Consider the following 15,875-nt stretch of genomic DNA (forward strand, 5'->3'; position numbering starts at 1 on the left):
GACCACATGACCAGAGACCAGACCCAGAAGGAGGCACGCGAGAAGGGCGCTCACGATGAGCGGAAAGCAGGACCCGGAAAAGGCCCGGGAAGCACGAGCAGCATTCGTGCGGGAGTGGGTCGCGGAGGCCGGGGAGCCGACCGAGACGGACTATGTCGCGCTGCGCCGCCTGCTGCGGCCGACGGGGGGTAAGGCGGAATGATCCAGGAAACAGAAAACCCCCCGGTCCGGGAACCGAGGGGCCCTGAAGGAGACGCTGCCAACGTCAATGGCCAGGGTACCCGGAATGGCTCCGGAATAAGCTCGACCGGCCTCCGTATCCCCGACGTGCGGGGAATGGCGCTGGGAACCGCAATGCTCGCGTACGCGGAGGCGGGCTGGTACATCGCCCCGGTCGACGCGTCCAAGAACCCGGGGAGTCTCCTGGGGCCGGGGTGGCAGCACCAGACCAGCCGGGACGAGGCGGTGATCCGGGGATGGTTCGGGAAGTTCCGCAAGCGGGTCAAGGGCATTGCTCTGCACATGGGCCCGTCCGGTGCAGTCGCGTTCGACGCGGATCACACTGACAGGCTGACGGGTGTTTTGGCCTGCGAGTTGAACGGCAGGTACGAGGGCCCGGTCCAGTCCACCCGGGACAACGACGACACACGACGCCACTTCCTGTTCGAACTGCCTGGCGGCTTCATGTGCGGCAGCAGTACGGCCGGGTTCGAGGGCCAGGGGTGGGGTGAGATCCGGGGCGGGAACGCCGTGATCATCGTTGAGCCGACCCCGCACGAGAAGGAGCACGGCCACTACCAGTGGCTGCGGACCGGGCCCGTCTGCATGGTTCCGGATGACGTCCTGGTCCGGCTCCGCCCGCCCGGGAACAGCGGCACCGTGTCCGACGAGGGCGTGGACGACTTCTGCGCTGACTATGCCCGGGGTGACCGTACGGACATCCTGGACAGGGTCCTGGGGCAGTACCGGGAGGCCGTGGACAAAGGCGGATCCCGCCACTGCAACGCCTTCATCGCGATCTGCAAGATCGCCCGGGATGCGGTGGACGGCCGCTACCCGGCGGAGCACGGATTCGACCGGCTGGGCGAGATGTTCGAGGAGCACACCTCAGACCGGTACCGGTCCGGCGAGTGGGAGGAGATGCTTCGGGACGGCGTTGGCCGGGTCCTGGTGGCAGCGGCTGAGAGGGAGAAGGAGAGCGCGGACGATCCGTGGGCCAAGGCCGTTCCGGACGAGCCAGCCCAGCCGACCGGGCTGGAGGTGTTCGCCCCGGACGTCAGTCCGGCGGTGCGCGAAGCGGCCGAACGGATGCTGGAGTACAAGGCCGCTCAGCGGCTCGTCAGCAGGTACGAGGCAAGCCAGCGGACCAACGCCACCATGACCGTCTCGCAGGCCCTGGACGCCGTGCTGAGCGGGCAGGCGACGGTCACCCCGACCGTCGCCCGGCTGGCGGGCGGAGGTAGGAGCGGCCTGTTCTACCCCGGGCTCGTGAACGGGGTGTATGGAGACGCCTCGGTCGGCAAGTCGGTCATCCAGGCCGAGGTAGAGGCGCGCACGCTCGCCGACGGCGGGATCGTCGTGCACTGGGAGTTCGACAACAACCCGGTGACGGTGATCGTGGCCCGGCTGCTGCACGCTGGCGCGACCCGAGAGCACATCGAGGGCCGGTTCCACGTGCTGTACTCCACGCTCGACCGCGACGCCCTGACGGACGACGTGCAGCGCGCGGTCAGGCTGGTGACCCTGGACGCCCTGAACCCGGCGGTCACGTCGCTCGGTGGCGACCCCTACCATCCCGGCGGCATCGACAACGCGGTGCGGGAGTTCTTCGCGCCGTTCACGCTGCACGGCGCGTGCGGGCTGTTCGTGGACCACGTGGGCCACGAGTCCAAGGACCGGCAGGCGGGCTCCATCCGCAAGGCGCAGGCGGTACAAGGTGCCCTGTACGAGTGCCAGTTCGAGGCACCGCTGAAGCCCGGCCTCATCGGCCGGACGCGGCTCATCCTCCGCAAGGACAACCAGGGCGCCCTCGGGGACCAGGTCGGCAAGACCGTCGCCACGGCCGTCATGACGTCGGAGGCGGAGAAGGGCGCTCCGGCTGGGCCTGTGCGGACCGTGTTCGAGGCGCCGGACCCGTTCGTCTCGGAGGAGAAGGAGGACGAGAAGTGGACGGAGGCGGAACGGATCGAGTGGGCCGTCCGGAAGATGGACGAGGCCGGGGTGCCCACGGGGCTCTCCCAGCGCGCGACGCACGCGTGGATGAACGGCGAAGGCGTCAAGATCCCCCTTCGCAGGGGTCTCAAGAACGATGCGATCGACGCCCGCAACCACAGGGCTGAAAAAGAGGCAGCGGTACCGATACCGGAGGAGGGGCCTACCGGCCCCCCTCCGCTCCGGGTATCGGGGGCGATACCGAGTGATACCCGGTGATACCCCGATCTTGGGTATCGCCGTAAGCCCAGGTCAGAGCCCCGCACGAGCGATACCGATACCCGCCCGAACCGATACCCGGTACCGATACCCGGGTATCGGTTCGGGCCCCGATACCCAAGATCGCGGTATCACTCAGTTCAAGATCCGAAAGGAGCCCCAACCATGATCCACAGCCCCGCCCACGACGTCCTGACCGCCGCATGCTCCGAGGCCCGGGACCGGTTCACCGCCCGGGTACCGGCACCCGTGCCGACCGACTTCCCGTGCACGTGGTGCCGGGCTCCCGTCGGCCGCCCCTGCACCGTCAAGGTCCCCGGCCGCTCCGGCCCTCACCGGCCCCGTGGAGACCGCTACCGAAGGGCGTACGACGCCTGGTGGGTCGCAGCCGAGAGCGCGTGCGACGAGGCCGTGAACGTCCTGTGCGACCTCGCCCGCCTGATCACAGAGGAGTGATCACATGACCGCACCCCCGCAGGCCCGTGGCAACCGTGCCCGCCGGGCCGAACGTGACGAGAAGATCTTCAAACTCAAGGTGCGCGGGCTGTCGGAACGGCAGATCGCCGCCGAAGTCGGCCTGTCCCAGTCCCGGGTCAACGCCATCGTCGAGCAGCAGGCGGCGGCGCACCTCACCCCCGTGGTGGGAACCTTCGTGACCATGCGGGACGCCGAGCTGCAAGACCTGTGGCTCAAGGCGCAGGCGCAGTACGCCAAGGCCGACGACCCCGACACCCGGCTCAAGGCGATCAACGTCCTGCGGGGGATCAATGAGTCCCGGCGCAAGCTGCACGGGGCCGACGCCCCCGAAGCCCTGACCGTCTCCCTGGAGCGCCGGGTGGACGAGGAGTCCGTGGACGTCGTAGAAGCCGTCATGGCCGGGCTCGCGGCCGTCTCCCTGCCGCCCGACCGGCAGCAGTACGCCCTGGAGGCCGCCGGTGCCCGGCTCCGCGCCCTGGAAGGGGCCTGGAGCGCGCCGGAGCCGCTGCCGCCCCTGACCGCCGCGCCCACGCCCTACAACGAGGGCGGACAGCTCTACATCGACGGGCCGGACGGGCTGCGGTACCGGGTCATGGCCGTGGAGCCGCAGGACGCCCCGACCGTCGAACAGCTCGCCCTGCCGCCCGGCCCGTCTGCCCGGCGGCCCCCGCGCGACGACGCCGACTCGGTGCTGGCCGCCGCCCGCGCCCTGCTTGAGGAGGATGACGATGAGGACGAAGACGACGATCAAGGCTGAGCTGACGGCCGCCCTGGCGGAGGACCCGCCGGACACCGAGCGGGTGGCCGAGCTGACCGCCGAGCTGAAGCGGGCCCGCCGTCGGCGCAGGCGCACCCTGTCCGCCCCGCCCCCGGCGGCCGAGCGGTCGGTGGCCCCGGTGCAGGGCCTGACCGAGCAGGACCACGCCGCCGTCGACACCTGGCCGCCGGAGCTGCGCGCCCGGCTGCACAGGGGGTCGCTCAGCCGGGTGATCTCGCCCTGGAGGGACTGACCTGGGCTTCTGTGGATCCCTGGCGAGGAGCGTCGAGCGCCAGGGATTCCCTGGTGTGCTCCGCCCGCCCGATCGGGCCGAATTAACTAAAGTAAATCGACGTCGCCCCAGGTCAGCGGCCTAGGATTCGAAGGCCCTTAGTTAGTACTTGTCGACGGAGACATAGAGGCTGGGTTTCACACGTCGTACGGGCATGGGACCGGAGCATCGCAGGTCCGCACGGCTGCGCGCATCCGAATTCACCGCTGCCGGAGCGCCTGACAGGGTGTGGCCCGGGGCAGCCGCCCGGTGAAGAACGCCCCTGGCGGGACACCCATCAGGGTGCGGAAGTCGGCCGTCATGTGCGACTGGTCGTAGTAGCCGGTGGCGGCGGCGAGTTCGGCCCACGGGGCGGAGGCCGCGTGCGTGAGGACGTGGCGCAGCCGGTCGATACGGGCGTAGTGCTTGGGGGAGACGCCCACGCCGTCGGCGAACAGGTTGCGCAACTGACGTTCGCTCACCGCGAGTTCGCGTGCCACGTCCCGTACGGGGGCGGGGGTGCGGTACGGGCGGGTCGACAGGGCGTCGACGGCGGCCCGCAGCAGCCGTTCGCGGGAGCCGTCCGCGGCGGGCGGGAGCAGGTCCGCCAGACGTGCGGTGATCCCCTCCCGCTCGACCCCCGTCAGCTCGTGGGCGAGGCGTCGGGCCGTCCCGGTCGGCAGGTCGCCGAGCGGGACGACCCGGCCGACGAGGTCCACCGCCGCCACGCCGAACAGCGGTCCCACCGCCCCTGGTTCCAGGCGCAGCTGGACACACGACACCGACCGCTTGTGCAGGTCCGTGTGGTACGAGGCGCGGGTGCGCGGTCCCACCACCAGGGTGTCCCGGCGGCCGTTTCGCTCCTCGCGGACGACCACCTTCGTGTCCGTGTCCGGTACGTGCGCGAAGGCGTCGTCGAAGGGGCCGTCGACCGTGACCGCCCCGATGCCGGTGAACCACGGCCGCAGTGCGGAGGGGACGGGCAGGGCCCGCTCGGGCGGGGACGACGGATCTGCCGGAGGCGCGGGGCTGTTCGTCACGCCTCCACGGTAGGCGTGCCCCGGGTTCCCCCGGGCGGTCGAACCGTGCCGGAATTTCCTAGAGCCACGGCGGGGCCGGACGCCAGCGTGGTCGACATGATTCTCGTGACCGGTGCCACGGGCACCATCGGCAGCGAACTCGTACGGCACCTGACCGCACGCGGCGAGAAGGTGCGCGCCCTGACCCGCGACCCGGCGGGGTCGCACCTGCCCGCGGAGGCCGAGGTGGCACGTGGGGACTACCTCGACCGGACCTCCCTGGACGCGGCGATGTCCGGGGTGACGGCAGCCTTCCTGGTGGGCGTGCCGGGACCGTCCGCGCAGCACGACGGCGCCCTGGTGGCGGCGGCGCGGGCCGCGGGCGTGGGACGGCTGGTCAAGCTGTCCGCGATCGCCACCGGGGATCCCGAGGTGGGCCCGGGAGGCGAGTGGCATGTCGCCGGCGAGCGGGCCGTCCGGGAGAGCGGGGCGCGGTGGGTGGTGCTCCGGCCCTCCTCCTTCGCCTCGAACACGCTCGGCTGGGCGCAGGCGATCGCCGCCGGCGAGCCGGTACCGAACCTGAGCGGCGACGGGCGCCAGGGCGTCGTCGACCCGCGGGACGTGTCCGAGGCGGCGGCGGTGGTGCTCCTCGACGAGCGCCGGGCGGGGCGGACGTACACGCTGACCGGACCCGGGACCATCAGCGTGCCCGGCCAGGCCGCCGTCCTCACGGAGGTCCTCGGCCGTCCGGTGACGACACACGACCTCGCCCCGGACGAGGTGCGCGAGTACCTCCTCGGCCGGGGGCAGGACGAGGCCGTCGCGGACGGAATCGCGCGCGGGTCCGCCTACGTCCGCCGGGGCGGGAACGCCGTCGTCACCGAGGACGTACGGGAACTGCTGGGACGTCCGGCCCGGACGTACCGCGAGTGGGCACGGGACCACCGGGAGGCCTTCGGCACGGCATGAGCCACCGGGGGCGGCCGACCAACACACCTGCCTCCGGCGGGGGTTCGCTCCGCCGGGCGTCCTGTCGGTTCTCCCCCTCCCCCCCCGGGGGGAGGGGGGCCGTCTCAGCCTCTGTCCCGCTCCGGGTGCCTCGTCCGCAGGGTTGCCGCCGCGAGGGTCAGTGCCGTTGCCGCGATCAGCGACGCGGCCCGGAACGCGAGCCGGTAGCCCTCGGCCGTGGCCGGCAGGAGCGGTGCGCCGCCGTCGAGCAGGTCGTCCGTGCGGCTCGCCGCCAGGGTCGACAGGACCGCGAGGCCGAGAGAACCGCCCACCACCTGCGTGGTGTTGAAGAGACCGGAGGCGAGGCCGCCGTCCTCCTCCCGGGCTCCCGACATGGCCAGTCCGGTCAGTGCGGGCATCGCGGCGGCGAAACCGGCGGCCATCAGCAGCATGGGCGGGAGGAAGTCGGCGGCGTAGGAGCCGTCGGCCGGTGCGCGGCTCAGCAGCGCCATTCCCGCGGTGATCAGCACCAGACCGCCCAGCAGGACGCGGTACGGGCCGAAGCGGCCGACGGTCCGCGCGGACAGGACCAGCATCAGCAGGCCGATCAGGACCGGCGCGGGCAGGAACGCCGTACCGGTCGCCAACTCGCTGTACCCGAGGACGCGTTGCACATACAGCGCGCCGGTGAACTGGAAGCCGAACATCGTCGCGATCATCAGCACCTGGACGGCGTTCGCCCCGCTGAGCAGCCGGGAGCCGAACAGCCGCAGGCGCAGCAGCGGGCGCGCGGCCCGGGCCTGGCGCAGGACGAACCCCGTGAACAGGGCCACGGCGAGCAGGGCCAGGAGCACGGTGGCGGTGCCGTCGCGGCCACCGGCGCCGACGATGACGTACACGGTCAGCATGAGCGCGCTCGTGACCAGAGCCGCGCCCGGGTAGTCGGCGCCCCTGCCGAGCCCGGCGCCGGTCTCCGGCGCGAGGACCCGCACGGCCGCGAGCCAGGCCACGATGCCGATCGGCAGGTTGATGAGGAAGATCCAGTGCCAGTTGACGAGTTGGGTGAGCGCCCCGCCCAGGAACGTGCCCAGTGCTCCGCCCGCCGCGCCGACGGCGCTGAACACCGCGATGGCGCGGGCCTGTTCCCGCGGCTCGGGGAAGAGGGTCACGAGCATGCCCAGGACCACCGCCGAGGTCATCGCCCCGCCCACGCCCTGCAGGGCACGTGCCGCGATGAGCGTCCCCCGGCTGCCCGCGACCCCGCACAGCACGGACGCCGCGGTGAACACCGCGAGGCCCGCCGTGAACATCCGCTTGCGTCCCACCAGGTCGCCGAGCCGGCCGACCAGCAGGAGCAGACCGCCGAAGGGGATGAGATAGGCGTTGACGACCCAGGCCAGCCCCGACGCGCTGAACCCCAGGTCGCTCTGGACGGCGGGCATCGCCACGGTGACGATGTTGCCGTCCAGGATCGTCATCAGGGTTCCGGCGCACAGGACGACGAGGGACGCCCGGCGGGAGTACGTTCGTTTCGATGGCGATGTGTGTGTCGGTGTCGGTCTCGGGGACCCGGCGATGGCCGTCATGGCGGCGTGGCCTCCACATTCTCCTGGTGAACCCTTGGTGCACGACTTGTAACGGGGACCATCGTGGATAACCATGGAGAGCGGCATAAGGAGGCACTTCGATGTCCCAGGGGAACACCGGTGTTACCTCGCAGGTCGTGAACGCGCACGCCTGTCCGGTGCGGGAGGTTCTTGACAGGGTCTCGGGGAAGTGGAGTGTGCAGATCCTCGTCGCGGCGGCGCACGGCCCCATCCGTTTCACGGAGCTGGAGCGCAGTATCGAGGGCATCAGCCGCCGCATGCTGACGCTCACCCTGCGCAACCTGGAGCGCGACGGGCTCGTCACCCGCACGGTGCATCCGACGGTGCCGCCCAAGGTCGAGTACGAACTCACCCCGGTGGCGCTGGAGTTGCACGAGACCCTGCAACGCCTGACCGACTGGGCCGAGCGCAACAGGGTCTATATCGCCGAGGCGCGGGCGGCCTACGACACCGCGCGGGAAACGGAATCGGTGTGAGCTGAGCCGGTGTGAGCTGAGCCGGTGTGCGCTACAGCCCGAACAGGCCCGGATCCGAGGCGAGTTCCTTGAAGTAGGCCGTCGGGTCGGCCACCATCCGGCGCTTCGTGAGGTCCAGCAGCCCGCCGACCGAGGTGAGTTGGGCGGACACCGTGCCGTCCGCCTTGCTGATGGTCTGCAGGATCCGGAACGTCTTGCCGCCGCCCCACTCGAAGACGCAGGTCACGTCGACCTCGTCGCCCGCCAGCAGTTCGCGCTGGTAGCGGATGGTCGTCTCCAGGGCGACCGGGCCCACCCCCTTGGCGAGCAGGCCGGCCTGGGTGATGCCCGCGGCCTGGAGCAGCGACCAGCGGGCGTGCTCCGCGTAGTTGATGTACACGCTCTGGTTGAGGTGCCCCTGCACGTCGGTCTCGTATCCGCGTACGGTGATCCGGACGGAGAACGGCTCGCTCACGGTGTCCCCTTCTCGCTTTCTCGGAGTCGGTGCCCTGCCCGCTGATCTTGGCATGTCCCTCACACCCGGCGTGGGGAGGCCAGCAGATAGCGCGCCCGGGTGCGCGGATCGGTGTGCTCGCCGGCCTGCCAGCCCGCCTTTTCCAGGGTGGCCGCGCAGGCCCGCAGTGTCGTGTCGTCCGGTCCGTGCACGGCGACCGCCTCCGGCTGCGGGGTCGCCCGCACCCGGTAGCCGTCGGTGCCCCGCGGCCCGGCGGGACGGTGGCCGGCGGCCTCCAGGGCCAGCGCGGCGGCCCGCACGAGGTGGCTGCGCTCCCAGCCGCACGGCCGGTCCGTGCCTCCGTCCGGGTGGGTCATCCGGCGCAGTTCGAGCAGGCCCTGCCAGGCGCTGTGCACCTCGCGGGCCCGGGCGGGAGCGGCGGCCGGGCCGATGTCCTCCTCGCCGCCGACGCGCGCGGCGAAGACACCGGTGTCCGCCGCCGCCGGCGGCTCGGCGGCGGCCCGCGGAGTGCCTGCGGCCGCGGCTGCCGCCGTGGCCGCAGCAGCTCCTGCCGGGGCGGCCTCGGGCGATCGGGCGCCCGGCTCCGGGACCGCCTCTCGTGTCCGGTGTCCCGCCGGTGTCAGGAAGTGGTCGTGCGGCGGGCGCGGATGCCGGAAGGCGAGCCCCTGCCGTACCAGCGCCGCCAGCTGTGCCTGCGTGCCCCGCAGCCGCCCGGTGACCGGGTCGGCCGCGTCGATCACCCGCCGCTGGGCGGCGGTCGGCGGTCGTGTCACGGCGGGCTCCCCTCGAGTGCCGCCCCCGGCGGGGGCCCTCGTCGAAGGCTACGGCCCGGGTCTGACATTCCAGGCGGCGATCACCGGCCGCCCGTGTTCCGTGCCCAGCCGGCACAGCGTCCCCGTCGCCAGCTGGAACAGCGCTCCGGCCGATGCCGGCAGCCCGAGTCTGCGGGCGGTCAGCACCCGCAGGAAGTGCCCGTGCGCCACCAGCACCACGCCGTGCCCGGCGTCGGTGTGCGCCGCGTCGACCTGGGCCAGCACCCGGTCGGCCCGCTCGCCGACCTGCTCGGGCGTCTCCCCGGGATGGTCGGGCGGGCCGGGCGGGACCCCGTCCGTGAACAGGAACCAGTCCGGTCGGGTCCGCTGGATCTCGGCCGTCGTGATGCCCTCGTAGCCGCCGTAGTCCCACTCCCGCAGGCCGGCGTCCACCCGGACCTCGTGCAGTCCGATCAGCTCCGCCGTCTCCCGCGCGCGCTGCGCGGGGCTGACGAACGCGGCCCCGATCCGCTGTGAACGGATCAGCGGCACCAGCCGTCGTGCCTCGTCCCGGCCGTGCTCGGTCAGGGGCACGTCCGTCGTTCCGGTGTGCCGGCCCGAGCGGGACCACTCGGTCTCCCCGTGCCGCACGAGAAAAAGGTCGCCCACGCGCGCGTGCCCCTTCCTGCCGTGCCTTCCAGCACCGTGACACAGGACCTGGGCGTGCGCACGCGGGCGATCGGCGGCGTGCGGGAGACGGGCGGCGGGAGGCGGCGTCGGGCGGGAACTCCGTCCGGTGAACGGTCCGGCGAACCACCCGCCCGGCCGCCTACTGCCGGTACCCGCTCAGGAACCGCCCGATCCGGCCGATCGCCGCCTCCAGGTCGTCCGCGTGCGGCAGCGTCAGGATGCGGAAGTGGTCGGGGGCCGGCCAGTTGAAGCCGGTGCCCTGGACGACCTGGATCTTCTCCCGCAGAAGGAGGTCCAGGACGAACTTCTCGTCGTCGTGGATCGGGTGCACCTTCGGGTCGATGCGCGGGAACGCGTACAGCGCGCCCTTGGGCTTCACGCACGACACGCCGGGGATCTCGTTGAGCTTCTCCCAGGCCGTCTCGCGCTGGTCGTAGAGCCTGCCGCCCGGCACCGTCAGCTCGTGGATGGACTGGCGGCCGCCGAGCGCCGCCTGGATGGCGTACTGGGCGGGCGCGTTCGCGCACAGGCGCATGGAGGCCAGCATGGTGAGGCCCTCCAGGTAGTCCTTGGCGTGCTGCTTGGGGCCGGTCACCACGAGCCAGCCCGAGCGGAAACCCGCCACCCGGTAGGTCTTGGACAGGCCGCAGAAGGTCAGGACCACCAGGTCGGGCGCGAGCGCGGCGGCCGAGTGGTGGACGGCGTCGTCGTAGAGGATCTGGTCGTAGATCTCGTCGGCGAAGACCATCAGACCGTGCCGGCGGGCAAGATCGAGGATGCCCTCGATGATCTCCTTCGGATAGACCGCGCCGGTGGGGTTGTTGGGGTTGATGATGACGACGGCCTTGGTGCGGTCGGTGATCTTGGACGCCATGTCGTCCAGGTCCGGGTACCACTCGGCCTGCTCGTCGCAGAGGTAGTGGACCGCCTTGCCGCCGGCGAGGGTGGTGACCGCCGTCCAGAGGGGGAAGTCCGGGGCCGGGATCAGGACCTCGTCGCCGTCCTCGACCAGGGCCTGTACGGCCATGGAGACCAGCTCCGACACGCCGTTGCCGAGGAAGACGTCGTCGACACCGACCTCCAGGCCCCGCTCCTGGTAGCGCTGGGCCACGGCACGGCGGGCGGAGAGGACACCCCGCGAGTCCGTGTAACCGTGCGCCCGGGGGAGCATCCGGATCATGTCCTGGAGGATCTCCTCCGGCGCCTCGAAGCCGAAGGCCGCGGGGTTGCCGGTGTTCAGGCGCAGCACACTGTGGCCGGCTGCCTCCAGCGCGTCGGCCTGCTCGATCACCGGGCCGCGGATCTCGTAACAGACCTCGCTCAGCTTGTTCGACTGCCGGAACTCCATGCGCGCTCGCCCCTCCGGTTCGTGTGTTGCTTGGTTTTACCAAGTTCCAGCTTGGAAAGTCCAACGACATGTCTAGACTGCGTCCCATGTCACCTCGCCGAAGCTACGACCAGTACTGTTCCGCCGCCCGGGCGCTCGACACCGTCGGTGACCGCTGGACCTTGCTGATCGTCCGGGAGCTGCTCGCCGGCCCGCGCCGTTACACGGACCTGCACGCCGATCTGCCGGGGGTGAGCACGGACGTGCTCGCCTCACGACTGAAGGACATGGAGCGGGACGGGCTGGCCACCCGGCGCCGGCTGCCCCCGCCGGGCGCGGCCTACGTGTACGAACTGACCGGCCGCGGGCGGGGGTTGCTGCCCGTCCTGCAGGCCCTGGGCGAGTGGGGTGAAGGCGAACTCGGCGAGCGTCGGCCCACGGACGCCCTGCGCGCCCACTGGTTCGCGCTGCCGCTGCTGCGCAGGCTCGACGGCGAGGCGTGCGGGAGCGCGGGGCTCGTCGAAGTCCGGCTCGACGAAGGGGTCTTCCACCTGTACGTCGGCGCGCAGGACGGTCCCGTGTACGGTGACGGGCCCGCGCCCGGGGAGCCCGACGCGCGACTCGTCCTCGACACGGACACCTGTACGGCCGTCGCCCAGGGCGGGTTGGGCGTGCTCGACGCCGTACGGGCCGGGCGGATCGAGGTCGGCGGCGACGGAACCCTGGCCAAGGCGCTGCGGGAAGCCTGAGGGCGGCCGGCGGCCGGCCGGGGGGAGGGCGTCCCGCACGGCGGGGCGCGGCGCACGGCAGAGGGCCCGCCGCTGTGCGCGACAGGCCCTCTGATGGTGCGTCAAGTGAGCGTCAGGCGCCCGGCGGTACGTGCCGTGGGCGTCCCGACCCCCGGGTCAGCGTGTATCCGCCGATCCCGGCGAGGGCGGCCAGCACCGCGCCGATCGCGGTCCACACCCAGCGGTCGGACCACCAGCCGGACGCCCAGCCGTCGTCCGGCTCGATGCTCGACAGGACGGCCGTGGCCGACGAGTCCTCGTCCTCGTCCTCGTCCGTCCTGGACGTGACGGCTATGCCCGGGACCAGCGGCTTCGCCAGTGAGCCGTCGACGGCCGCGGCGCCCCCGATGTCCTTGGAGTCCACCCGCAGTTCCGCGCCGACCGGCAGACCCAGGTCGGCCGCCTTCAGGTCGAGGGCCGTCAGCCGGACGTAGTACGTGCCCGGCAGCGGGTCGTCGGCCCACGGCTCCGACCAGGCGCGGACCGTGCGCAGCACACAGGCCAGCTCCAGCGAGGCCGTGCCCTGGCCGGCGGTGCGCGTCTGGGCGCCGTACTGGCAGGCCTGGCGGCGCCGCAGACCGTCGTACACGTCGACCTGCCAGGTCTGCGTGGTGTGGGCCTGAGGCAGCTTCACCGTCGCCTTGACGGTGGGGCGTTGCCCGGAGTCGGCCGGGAACGACCAGTAGAGGTAGTCGCCCGCCGACCCGCTCGCCGTCGCCGTCTGCCCCTGGTCGATCTCCGTCGCCGTACGGAACGACGTGCCCGCCTCGGTCGGCGCGGAGCTGTCGTCGGACGGGCTCGCCGACGGGGTGGAGTCGGCCGCGGCCGGTACGGCCGCCGGTCCGAGCGCCAGCCCGAGCACCGGACCCAGCGCCAGCAGGGCGCCGCTCAACACACGTGTGATACGCATCAGTTGGTCCTCCAGACCGCGACCCGCCAGCGGGACACCCAGCCCCACAGCACACCCGCGAGGAAGCCGAACAGCACCAGGACACCCAGCAGCCACCAGCCGCGCCCGAGGCCGAAGGAGGCCACGTCGCTCGCCTGCGAGGGACCGTCGACCACGTCCACGGTCAGCTCCAGCGGCATGCCCGGCGTGGTCTTCACCCCCGAGGCCGCCGAGTAGGAGTTCGTCACCTGCACGCACACCGTCTCGGCGGGCGCCTCGTCCTCGTCGCTCTCCGCCTTCGGGTAGCGCAGACCGGTCGAGATGACGTCGGTACGGCCGTTGCCGGCCGCCTCGCCGCGCACGATCTCCCGGCCGTGCACCGTGACCGCCCGCAGCAGCACCCCGTAGTCGGGGTTCATGGTCCGGTCCGCCGACACGCTCACCGAGGCGCGCAGCTCCTGGCCCGGCTCGACGTCGACCTTGTACCAGCGCTCCTGGCCGAACTCCTCGCGGTCGGTGTACAGCCCGGACTTCAGGGCCGGGGCCGCGGAGCAGGAGGCCGCGCCCTCGGTGGCGACCGGCGTCACCACGGGATCGGCGGCCCGGTCGACCAACTGGTTGACGCGGTCCGTGAGTTCGTCGGTGTGCTCCACCGAGGTGTAGGTGCCGCCGGTCGCCTCGGCGATGCAGCTGAGCTGCTGGCGCATCTTGACGTTGGGCACCAGGCCGAGCGTGTCGATCGTCAGGCCGATGCCCTTGGCCGCGATCTCACGGGCCACCTCGCACGGGTCGAGCGGAGCGCAGGTGTCCTCGCCGTCACTGATCAGCACGATGCGCTTGGAGCCGGTGCCGCCGTCGAGGTCGTCGGCGGCCTTGAGCAGGGCAGGGCCTATCGGCGTCCAGCCGGTCGGCGACAGGGTCGCCACCGCGGTCTTGGCCTCGGTCCGGTCCAGCGGGCCGACCGGGTAGAGCTGCGCGGTGTCCTTGCAGCCCGTCTTCTGGTCGTCGCCCGGGTAGTTGGCGCCCAGGGTGCGGATGCCCAGGAGAACGTTCTCCGGGGTCGCGTCCAGCACCTCGTTGAACGCCTGCTTGGCCGCGGCCATCCGCGTCCCGCCGTCCATGTCCTTCGTCCGCATCGAACCGCTGACGTCGAGGACCAGGTCGACCTTGGGCGCGGTGGCGGTGGTCTCGTCGGCGACCGCCCCGGCAGGGAACGCGATCCCGGCCGTGAGCGCGGCGAGCAGGGCGCAGACGCCCGCCGCCAGCCGTTGTGTTCTGATCATCGGCGGATCCTATTGATCAGAGGCGTCCGGCCACAAAACGGCGGGGAACCGGATTCGGCATCCGGGCCGGACTCCGGGACCGGCCGGGGCTCGTGTCATGGGTCAACATGCGTCCCCGGTGAGCGGGTTGGGCAGCAGGGCCCACTGGTCCCCGGGCGCCCCCGCCGACAGCCGCATGAGTGTCAGTGCCTTCGCCGGAAGCGGTTCCTCGCACAACGCGACGAGGTCCGGCGAGCGCGGGAGGCCCCGGACCGCCGTCTCCAGGGCCGCACGCAGGGCCGGACGGCTGCCCGCCGTCCCGGCCAGCGCGCCCGCGACCAGGGAGCCGAACAGCTTGCGCCGCAGCGCGGTCACATCGTCCGTGCGGATGCGCTCGGGCAGTTCGTCGGGCAGCGGGATGCCGTGCCGGGCCAGTCGGGCCGGACTGACCCGGATGTCGGCCAGGTCGCGGTAGACCAGCCGCAGCGGGGCGCCCGACGCCGAGAGCACGACCAGCAGGTTCTGGCCGTGTGCCTCCAGTGCCACGCCCAGTTCCAGCAGCCGCAGTCCGACGGTGAGCGCGAGACGGGCGAACTGCGCCAACCAGGCGGGGGAGGAGGGCAGTTCGGTGCCGATGAGGGCGGCTACCGGGACGACGTGTTCGCCGGGCTCCCCGAACGCGCGCGGCGACTCCCGCAACACGGCCGCCAGATCGGGGGAGTTCGCGGTGGCCGCGCCGAGGGTGCGGGTCGTGTGCAGCAGGCCGTCCGTGTGCGGGGTCAGGGTCTCCGCGAACGCCGAGAGGGCCGCGGAGGCGACGATGGAGCCGACGGAGATGTCCCGGACGGAGGAGGTCAGGCGGGTGCTCAGCGCGGTCTTGACGTGCGGGCCGCCGGGGAGGGCGAGGGTGCGCAACGACATCAGCGGATGCGCGGTGGCCTCCTGTTCGCAGGACCGCTTGAGCACGTGCGCCGCCTGCCACGGATGCACCGGGATCACCAGCCGCGTTCCCTCGCGCAGCTCCTGTGGCCATGTGCCCGACACCAGGCACTCGTCGGCGGGCACCGGCAGCAGCCCCAGCCGCACCACCGGCCGGTGCTCGGGACCGTACGCCAGCTGCTCGGCGGCCGAGAGCCCGGGCCGCGCCCGGCAGTTGGGATGATACGGATGGCCGTCCACCACCCGCTGCTCCCACTCCCAGTCGTGCACCGGCCACGTGCCAGGGTCCCGCAAGGAGGCGGGGCCGGGCTCCTGCCCGGCCCGCGACAACGCCAACGACGCGACGCTGTGGCCGAGTTCGGCCGCGAAGCCCGCGCCGTGCGGCACGGCCAGCTCCGTCATCAGCCGCGCGGGATCGTCGTACGCCACACCGTCCAGCCGGACGTCCGTCACATAGGCGTCGGTCGCGTAGGGATCCGCGCGCGGGCCGTGCAGACGACGGCCGTCGCGCAGCCGCAGCAGGCTCTCCCCGCCGGACCCCTCGCGGTGCCCGATCCACGGCAGGGGTTCGTGGACGAGCGCCCGCCACAGCCGGGTCAGCACGGCCGCCCTCGCCCCGGGCAGCGCGGCCGTGTACCGCGGGCCGAGAGCGGGGCGTACGGCGGCCAGTTCCGCGGCCAGCTCGGCCTCGGCGGTGGGGGGACGGTGCACGGGTGGGCTCCTGAGGGTGCGGGTACGACGTCACGGAGGGGCTGTGACGACGCGATAATGATCGTCTCCGCCCGGAAG

Annotated in this window: 17 protein-coding genes; 8 read left to right on the plus strand and 9 right to left on the minus strand. The window is 72.3% G+C overall.

Annotated features, from left to right (window positions below; genetic code table 11):
- Positions 1–55 precede the first annotated feature (55 nt).
- The 5 genes from ASD48_RS44575 to ASD48_RS35680 all read left to right on the plus strand — a co-directional run bounded on the left by ASD48_RS44575 (position 56) and on the right by ASD48_RS35680 (position 3,917).
- Positions 56–202: a hypothetical protein gene (locus ASD48_RS44575; RefSeq protein WP_157880765.1), complete on the plus strand. Its 147-nt coding sequence runs from the start codon at positions 56–58 to the stop codon at positions 200–202.
- 152 nt (positions 203–354) lie between these two features.
- Positions 355–2,430 (plus strand): bifunctional DNA primase/polymerase, encoded by a 2,076-nt coding sequence (locus ASD48_RS35665; protein ID WP_057606007.1) that lies wholly within the window; start codon positions 355–357, stop codon positions 2,428–2,430.
- A gap of 165 nt (positions 2,431–2,595) precedes the next feature.
- Positions 2,596–2,886: a hypothetical protein gene (locus ASD48_RS35670; protein WP_057606008.1), complete on the plus strand. Its 291-nt coding sequence runs from the start codon at positions 2,596–2,598 to the stop codon at positions 2,884–2,886.
- 4 nt (positions 2,887–2,890) lie between these two features.
- Complete coding sequence (locus ASD48_RS35675) at positions 2,891–3,664, plus strand: hypothetical protein (protein ID WP_057606009.1); 774 nt, start codon at positions 2,891–2,893, stop codon at positions 3,662–3,664.
- Positions 3,636–3,917 carry a hypothetical protein gene (locus ASD48_RS35680; RefSeq protein WP_057606010.1) on the plus strand — a complete coding sequence of 94 codons (282 nt, stop codon included), beginning with the start codon at positions 3,636–3,638 and terminating at the stop codon, positions 3,915–3,917. Before ASD48_RS35675 ends, ASD48_RS35680 begins: the two co-directional genes overlap by 29 nt.
- Before the next feature lie 239 nt (positions 3,918–4,156).
- On the opposite strand, the gene ASD48_RS35685 is transcribed toward ASD48_RS35680, so the two are convergent.
- A complete protein-coding gene (locus ASD48_RS35685) occupies positions 4,157–4,975 on the minus strand; it encodes a helix-turn-helix domain-containing protein (RefSeq protein WP_079074175.1) in 819 nt (272 codons plus the stop codon).
- Between the two features lie 87 nt (positions 4,976–5,062).
- On the opposite strand from ASD48_RS35685, the gene ASD48_RS35690 reads away from it, so the two are divergent.
- Positions 5,063–5,923, plus strand: a complete 861-nt coding sequence (locus tag ASD48_RS35690; protein WP_199876119.1) for an NAD(P)H-binding protein — start codon at positions 5,063–5,065, stop codon at positions 5,921–5,923.
- A 104-nt stretch (positions 5,924–6,027) separates the two neighbouring features.
- On the opposite strand, the gene ASD48_RS35695 is transcribed toward ASD48_RS35690, so the two are convergent.
- Positions 6,028–7,488: an MFS transporter gene (locus ASD48_RS35695; protein ID WP_057606011.1), complete on the minus strand. Its 1,461-nt coding sequence runs from the start codon at positions 7,486–7,488 to the stop codon at positions 6,028–6,030.
- A 101-nt stretch (positions 7,489–7,589) separates the two neighbouring features.
- Between ASD48_RS35695 and ASD48_RS35700 the strand changes: the two genes are divergently transcribed.
- Positions 7,590–7,985: a helix-turn-helix domain-containing protein gene (locus ASD48_RS35700; RefSeq protein ID WP_057606012.1), complete on the plus strand. Its 396-nt coding sequence runs from the start codon at positions 7,590–7,592 to the stop codon at positions 7,983–7,985.
- Positions 7,986–8,016: 31 nt separating this feature from the next.
- Here ASD48_RS35700 and ASD48_RS35705 read toward each other — a convergent pair whose 3' ends face one another.
- The 4 genes from ASD48_RS35705 to ASD48_RS35720 all read right to left on the minus strand — a co-directional run bounded on the left by ASD48_RS35705 (position 8,017) and on the right by ASD48_RS35720 (position 11,229).
- The gene (locus ASD48_RS35705; RefSeq protein ID WP_057606013.1) at positions 8,017–8,439 is read right to left on the minus strand and encodes an acyl-CoA thioesterase; all 423 of its coding nucleotides are present in this window, start codon (positions 8,437–8,439) and stop codon (positions 8,017–8,019) included.
- A gap of 59 nt (positions 8,440–8,498) precedes the next feature.
- Positions 8,499–9,212: a hypothetical protein gene (locus ASD48_RS35710; RefSeq protein WP_057606014.1), complete on the minus strand. Its 714-nt coding sequence runs from the start codon at positions 9,210–9,212 to the stop codon at positions 8,499–8,501.
- A 48-nt stretch (positions 9,213–9,260) separates the two neighbouring features.
- A complete protein-coding gene (locus ASD48_RS35715; protein WP_057606015.1) occupies positions 9,261–9,860 on the minus strand; it encodes a histidine phosphatase family protein in 600 nt (199 codons plus the stop codon).
- Positions 9,861–10,020: 160 nt separating this feature from the next.
- Complete coding sequence (locus ASD48_RS35720; RefSeq protein WP_057606016.1) at positions 10,021–11,229, minus strand: pyridoxal phosphate-dependent aminotransferase; 1,209 nt, start codon at positions 11,227–11,229, stop codon at positions 10,021–10,023.
- Positions 11,230–11,315: 86 nt separating this feature from the next.
- Here ASD48_RS35720 and ASD48_RS35725 point away from each other — a divergent pair, with 86 nt between their 5' ends.
- Positions 11,316–11,957: a winged helix-turn-helix transcriptional regulator gene (locus tag ASD48_RS35725; RefSeq protein WP_057606017.1), complete on the plus strand. Its 642-nt coding sequence runs from the start codon at positions 11,316–11,318 to the stop codon at positions 11,955–11,957.
- A 112-nt stretch (positions 11,958–12,069) separates the two neighbouring features.
- On the opposite strand, the gene ASD48_RS35730 is transcribed toward ASD48_RS35725, so the two are convergent.
- The 3 genes from ASD48_RS35730 to ASD48_RS35740 all read right to left on the minus strand — a co-directional run bounded on the left by ASD48_RS35730 (position 12,070) and on the right by ASD48_RS35740 (position 15,797).
- Positions 12,070–12,906: a hypothetical protein gene (locus ASD48_RS35730; RefSeq protein WP_057606018.1), complete on the minus strand. Its 837-nt coding sequence runs from the start codon at positions 12,904–12,906 to the stop codon at positions 12,070–12,072.
- Positions 12,906–14,168: a VWA domain-containing protein gene (locus ASD48_RS35735; RefSeq protein ID WP_020125460.1), complete on the minus strand. Its 1,263-nt coding sequence runs from the start codon at positions 14,166–14,168 to the stop codon at positions 12,906–12,908. Before ASD48_RS35735 ends, ASD48_RS35730 begins: the two co-directional genes overlap by 1 nt.
- 102 nt (positions 14,169–14,270) lie before the next feature.
- Entirely contained in the window at positions 14,271–15,797 is a 1,527-nt protein-coding gene (locus tag ASD48_RS35740) for an IucA/IucC family siderophore biosynthesis protein (protein WP_057606019.1), read from the minus strand.
- Positions 15,798–15,875 lie beyond the last annotated feature (78 nt).

Source organism: Streptomyces sp. Root1310, assembly GCF_001426425.1.
Lineage (GTDB): Bacteria > Actinomycetota > Actinomycetes > Streptomycetales > Streptomycetaceae > Streptomyces.